Raw genomic sequence first — 6,245 nt, 5'->3', positions numbered from 1 at the left:
GGATGTTAAGCCTATCGTCCATAAATTTTAATTTTCTTCTCTGCGTCTCTGTGTCTCTGCGGTGAACGGTTACATTACCATTCACCAGTTACCAATTACCAAAAAAAGGAGGCAAAGGTAAAATGAATCCCAGAAAAATAGTAGTTGGGTTAATAGTTTTGTTGTTTATTTTAAGTTCATTGGGAAGGCAGGCAGTCAATCTTTACACGGATTGGCTTTGGTTTGGCGGTGTTGGTTTTCAATCTGTATTTGTCCAAATATTGACGACTAAAGTTTTAATTGGGCTAATATGTGGAATCTCCTTCTTCTTATTAACCTTTATTAATCCCTTTTTAGCTAAACTATTTTCTCCAAAAAGAAGGTTATTGATTATTGAGCCAGATTTGTTTGAAATACCCCACAAAGAAGAATTTGCCCCTTTTATAAATAAATTTTTATTAATTATTATTCTGTTAATGGCTATTTTTGTCGGTTATGGCTCTTCAAATAAATGGGAAGAATACCTCCAATTTATGAATCCGACATCTTTCAATTTATGTGACCCACTTTTCTCAAAAGACATTAGTTTTTATGTTTTTAAATTACCGTTTATCAAGTATGTTTATCAACTGTTATGTTTTAGTCTTGGGTTAGGAGTGGTGTTAGTCATAGGGATTTATCTTTTTGAAGGGGCAATGCGGATAACGACAGGAGGATTACGGTTTGTCCCGGCATTTAAAATTCATATCTCGATATTAGCCAGTTTAATCTTTGGATTGATAAGTTTGGGCATAATATTAAGGATGTATGAATTACTTTACTCACCCAGAGGGGTAGTTTTTGGAGCAAGTTGGACAGATATTCATGCCTATTTACCTGTCCTAAAGATTCTTTTTGTGCTTGGATTGATTACCGGCATATCATTTTTAATGAATATCTTCTTTACTAACTGGAAAATCACTATTGGATTATGTGGACTAATGTTAGTTATCTGGGTATTAGGTGGGAGGATGTATCCTGAGGTTATCCAACGACTTCAAGTTGCTCCTAATGAAATAAGGATGGAAGAACCTTATATAAAACTAAATATTAAATATACTCGGTCAGCGTATAATCTTAATAAAATAGAGATAAAAGAATTTCCTGCACAAGAAACCTTGACATTAGCGGATTTGAAAGCAAATGATATGACCATAAAAAATATTAGACTCTGGGACCAAGAGCCCCTTTTGAGCACTTATGGACAATTACAAGAAATCCGAACATATTATAAATTTGTTGATGTTGATAATGATAGATATGTGATTAACGGTGAATATTGTCAGGTAATGCTTTCTCCACGAGAATTATCTTATGAACATTTACCCAGTAAGATATGGATGAATGAACATCTGACCTACACACATGGTTATGGTGTCTGTTTGGGACCGGTAAATAAAATCTCTAAAGAAGGATTACCTGAATTTATGATTAAAGATATTCCACCAATTTGCCTGACAGACCTTAAATTGGAAAAACCTCAGATTTATTATGGCGAAATACCAAATGAATATTGTTTTGTCAGGACTAATGCAAAAGAATTTGATTATCCTGCCGGGGATAAAAATGTATATATAACCTATACAGGAAGGGGAGATATTCCAGTTAGTTCTTTGTTTCGAAAAGTACTATTAGCCATAAGATTTCAAGAACCAAAGATACTTTTCTCAACAGAGATTACTAACCAGAGTAAGATAATGTATTATCGAGGGGTAAAAGAAAGGATACAAAAAATCTGCCCTTTTATTAGTTATGACCATGACCCATATTTGGTTATTGCAGATGGAAGATTATACTGGATTTGTGATGGTTATACCGTGACGAATATGTATCCTTATTCAGAACCAATGTATCAAAAGGCTATTGGCAGGGCGAGTAATTATATTCGTAATTCAGTTAAAGTTGTAATAGATGCTTATGATGGTTCGATGTGGTTTTATATTAGTGATTCAAACGACCCAATCATTCAAACTTATGCCAGAATTTTTCCAGACCTTTTTCTATCATTAGATAAAATGCCTCAGGATTTGAAAAACCACATCAGGTATCCAGTAGATATGTTTGCGGTGCAATCTATGATGTATTGTGCTTATCACATGCAGGATGCACAGGTATTTTATAATAAAGAGGACTTATGGGCTATTCATAAGAAGATAGTGGGAGGCACTACTCAGCAAATGGAACCTTATTATACCATTATGAAATTACGAGGAGAGAAAAAGGAGGAGTTTATTTTGATGATTCCTTTTACTCCGGCTCGTAAGGATAATATGATTGCCTGGTTGGCCGCAAGATGCGATGCCCCTAATTATGGTAATTTATTAGTTTATACTTTCCCTAAGGAAAAGTTAATTTACGGTCCATCTCAAATTGAGGCAAGAATTAATCAAGATGCGGAAATCTCTCAACAACTATCACTCTGGGACCAGCGAGGGTCTAATGTCAATCGAGGTAGTTTATTGGTTATTCCAATTGAGAATTCACTTCTTTATGTCGAGCCACTTTATTTAGTTGCAGAACAAGGAAAAATTCCTGAATTAAAGCGGGTTATTGTTAGCTTTGGTAATAAAATTGTTATGGCACAAAACTTAGAACAGGCTCTTGCGGAAATCTTTGGTGGCAAGATAGTGCCTGCCCAGATTGAAACAAAAGAAGAAGTAATAGAAGAAAAACCGTTATCTATTAAGGAATTGGCAAAACAGGCCTCAGCACACTTTCAGAATGCAGAAAAACACTTGCAACAGGGTGACTGGGCAGGTTATGGAGAAGAATTACGCAAACTAAAAGAGGTGCTTAAGCGTTTAGAACATCAATAGAGTAATAGGGCTTCACGAAATTAAAAGTAAATAATCGGTTAATTGGTAACTGGTAATTGGTAACTGGTAACTGGTAATTGGTAATTGGTAACTAATTACCAGTTACCATTTACCAAAGAAAAAGGAGTAGCGAAATTGGAGATAAAAGAATTAATCAAACAACTACTTATATCTTTTGGAGAAAATCCTGATAGAGAAGGATTAAGAAAGACACCAGGTCGGGTAGAAGAATCGTTGAAATTCCTGACATCAGGTTATGAGGTAGAAGTTGCAGATGTGTTTAAAGATGCTACCTTTGTTGAGAATTATGACGAGATGGTTTTGGTTAAGGATATTGATTTCTATAGTCTGTGTGAACATCATCTCCTCCCTTTTTACGGCAAATGCCATATCGCCTATATTCCGGATAAAAAGATAGTTGGATTAAGTAAATTAGTGAGATTGGTTGAAATATTCAGCCGCAGATTGCAGGTTCAAGAAAGACTTACCACGCAAATTGCTCAGGCAATAAAAGAACATTTGACCCCATTAGGCGTAGGTGTAGTCATCGAGGCATATCATTTGTGTATGATGATGCGTGGTGTCCAGAAACAAAACTCACAAATAACTACCAGCTCAATGCTTGGGATTTTCCGCCAGAAACAATCTACACGAATGGAATTCTTATCGTTGTTAAAGAAATAGTAACATTTTAGTCATCTAAAGTGAAATTCAGGTAATCAGTTATCGGTAATCAGGTTATCGGTAAAGGGAAAAGATTAATTGGTTGTTACCGATTACCGATTACCTGATTACCGATTACCTTAGACTTCATTTAGGTAAATAGTTACAGGAAAGAAATAATGACTGGTATTATTTTATGTGGTGGCAAAGGTAGTCGATTAGGGTATAAAAATAAACCTTTACTCAAAATAGGTGAAAGGACTCTTATTGAACGAGTTATTTCTAGATTAAAAGAAGTTTGTCTGGAAGAAATTATCTGCGTCAATGAAACTAATTTTCCCCCGCCATTGTTCACTAACTACCCTTCAGTGATTACTATTCAAGATATAATTCCTCAAAAAGGACCTTTAGTTGGGCTTTACACCGGACTTTGTGTATCTAAGAATTTTTATAATTTTGTGGTTGCGAGCGATATGCCTTTTATTAGTGTTAATTTAATTAAATATATGAAAGAACAGACAGACGATGCCGATATTATTATTCCTAAGACAAAAAATGGCATTGAATCCCTTCATGCCATTTATTCTAAAAACTGTTTAGATGTCCTCAGACAAAAAATAGATAATGAAAAAGAAAAACTTGCCATTTCGTCTATTTTTAGTGAACTAAAGGTAAAATATATCCTCGAAGAAGAAATCCTTAAATTCTCCATCCCGGAGATTGCCTTTTTTAATATTAATACTAAAGAAGACCTATTAAAGGCGAAAAGATTAGCTAATGAATTCGAAAAATAAGTGTAACTATTCACCGCAGAGACGCGGAGACACAGAGAAAAAATTAAAATCTATTGGCTATACGCTTAATTTCATCTCTTAGAACAGAAACATTAAAATTGATCAATAAACCTATCCTTTTATTCATCATTTTTAGATAGGTTAAAAGTTGAGCTTCGTGAATCGGAAGTAGTTGCTCGACTGCTTTTAATTCTACGATAACTTTTTCTTCAACTAAAAGATCTATCCGGTATCCACAATCTAATTTAAATCCTTTTTTCTCTGTTCCTCTGCGTCTCTGCGGTGAACGGTTACAAATTTTCAGCCAGAAGTTTAGCTGACCGGTCACGGACAGATTTAACCTCTGGATTGGAACCCGGGTCAATATGCTTCATAATAGAATAACAGAAAGTTGTATCTGCCCATAATTGCCCAAGGATTGCCGAATGACTAAGTGTTGGACCACCTGGGATACTAATCAATAAGGTTGGCATTAATTCAGCAAAACGAGTGTAGTTTGCCCGAGCAAGAATTACCTCTTCATCTCCATATTGAAGTCCAGCATGAGCAGGATTGATAGGGTCAATTTTACGCAAGACCATTGGAGGAAGATTTTCACTATAAAAACTTGTCCGAAGGAGAAAAAATCCTATTTTCGTCTTATAGTTAGCAAGAATCCCTTCGATATTCATATGTGAATCGCGTGGTAATCCAAAATAGCGTGAGCAAAGAAAATCATTACCATTTTTGTTGACTCCTTCATTCCAGAACTGAATAAATTCATCTGCCGAAAAAGAAAGAGATTCATCATTGCACCCTAAGTAAATATGGTTAGTTTTATTAAGCAATTGGTGAAGGTATAGAAATTTTGCCAGGACCATTGGTAGAGAAAAATGGTTAGAAATATCAAAATATTGAATAGCAGTTTCAATTTCCTTCCAATATGATAGCGTATCCATTCCCGCGATATGCATTGGGGCAAGTAAAATTGGTGTTTTATTTCGGCCAAAACGTCCAGACACTTCATCAGGAAGTGAAAGCACCAAATTATTATCTCGTAGTCCAATCTCACGAAGTGGACCGGAATTCGCAAACACTATACGAGAAGCATTTCTCGGTGTATACTCATGAATTTTAATGGTTTCTTCAGTTTTGCCGCTGCGAGAAAATTCCAGAAATAAAGTATTCTCAACTGATGAATCCTGAGGAAGAAAACTCAATTGTCTGGGAGAGTTTATAATTAGCCAGGTAGTTTTGCGGTTGGGATTGTTATTATTAATATATGAAACCAGATGATTAAATTGTTCATTTGCACCAATCCCTGAATTAATGATATAGCGTGGATACCCTGATTTAAAATGCTCTAAAATATAACGCTCAACTTTTGGAGCGTCAAGACTCATATACTCATTATAGTATTTAAGAACATCTTGCCGATAAAGTTTTACAAGAGGGTCATTTATTGTTTTTTCAGCACTACTTTGAAAGAGTTCAACTACCACTGAATAGAGATTTTTAGGTATCAATAATGGACTGTTCAATGGCGGTGCAGATTCTATTGAAAATAGATGTGGAAAAGGATTTAATCGTTCCCTATCTTCGCAAAGAACAATTTCTTTGGTTTCTTCAAATGAAATGCTATCTTTAACATCTTCTAATTTAGACTGGGCAACAATATCACTCAATCCTAACTCGCATAACAAAGACTCTGTCTCTTCAGAAGTTGTCCGTAATGCTTCTGATAGATTAGAGATTAATATCTTTGGTGATAAAGCCCCTCGAACAGCCTCCCAGAGATTTTCTTCTTCTAATCCCTTATCCTTAACTTTATAGATTAATTCTTTTATGAGATTATTTAAATTAGATTCCTTTTTCATACAAATTTTACTCCCGTCCATAAATATCTTCATATCTCTCAATATCATTTTCATCTGCATATCCGAAGGATATCTCTAATACTCTTCCTTTTTTGCCA

At 34.9% G+C, this 6,245-nt stretch carries 4 protein-coding genes and 1 pseudogene; 3 read left to right on the top strand and 2 right to left on the bottom strand.

What is annotated here, in order from left to right; genetic code table 11:
* Positions 1–122: 122 nt before the first annotated feature.
* From AB1414_13610 to AB1414_13600, 3 genes are all read left to right on the top strand, one after another.
* Positions 123–2,834: a UPF0182 family protein gene (locus AB1414_13610; protein MEW6608458.1), complete on the top strand. Its 2,712-nt coding sequence runs from the start codon at positions 123–125 to the stop codon at positions 2,832–2,834.
* Positions 2,835–2,975: 141 nt separating this feature from the next.
* A complete protein-coding gene (gene folE, locus AB1414_13605) occupies positions 2,976–3,518 on the top strand; it encodes a GTP cyclohydrolase I FolE (GenBank protein ID MEW6608457.1) in 543 nt (180 codons plus the stop codon).
* Between the two features lie 158 nt (positions 3,519–3,676).
* Positions 3,677–4,291 (top strand): molybdenum cofactor guanylyltransferase, encoded by a 615-nt coding sequence (locus AB1414_13600; GenBank protein ID MEW6608456.1) that lies wholly within the window; start codon positions 3,677–3,679, stop codon positions 4,289–4,291.
* A 43-nt stretch (positions 4,292–4,334) separates the two neighbouring features.
* Here the strand turns inward: AB1414_13600 and AB1414_13595 are convergent.
* Both AB1414_13595 and AB1414_13590 read right to left on the bottom strand, forming a co-directional pair.
* Positions 4,335–4,547: pseudogene (locus tag AB1414_13595) on the bottom strand (GxxExxY protein).
* A 34-nt stretch (positions 4,548–4,581) separates the two neighbouring features.
* Positions 4,582–6,147: a hypothetical protein gene (locus AB1414_13590; protein MEW6608455.1), complete on the bottom strand. Its 1,566-nt coding sequence runs from the start codon at positions 6,145–6,147 to the stop codon at positions 4,582–4,584.
* Positions 6,148–6,245: the final 98 nt, after the last annotated feature.

It is taken from the genome of bacterium (assembly GCA_040755795.1).
Taxonomy (GTDB): domain Bacteria; phylum UBA9089; class CG2-30-40-21; order CG2-30-40-21; family SBAY01; genus JBFLXS01.
Note: the sequence above shows the minus strand (reverse complement) of the source record. Positions and strands in the feature narration are given on the sequence as shown.

Excerpts from the sequence above, each read along its gene's own strand:
- AB1414_13610 (MEW6608458.1), top strand. The coding sequence starts at position 123 with ATGAATCCCAGAAAAATAGTAGTTGGGTTAATAGTTTTGTTGTTTATT.
- AB1414_13600 (MEW6608456.1), top strand. The coding sequence starts at position 3,677 with ATGACTGGTATTATTTTATGTGGTGGCAAAGGTAGTCGATTAGGGTAT.
- AB1414_13590 (MEW6608455.1), bottom strand. The coding sequence starts at position 6,147 with ATGAAAAAGGAATCTAATTTAAATAATCTCATAAAAGAATTAATCTAT.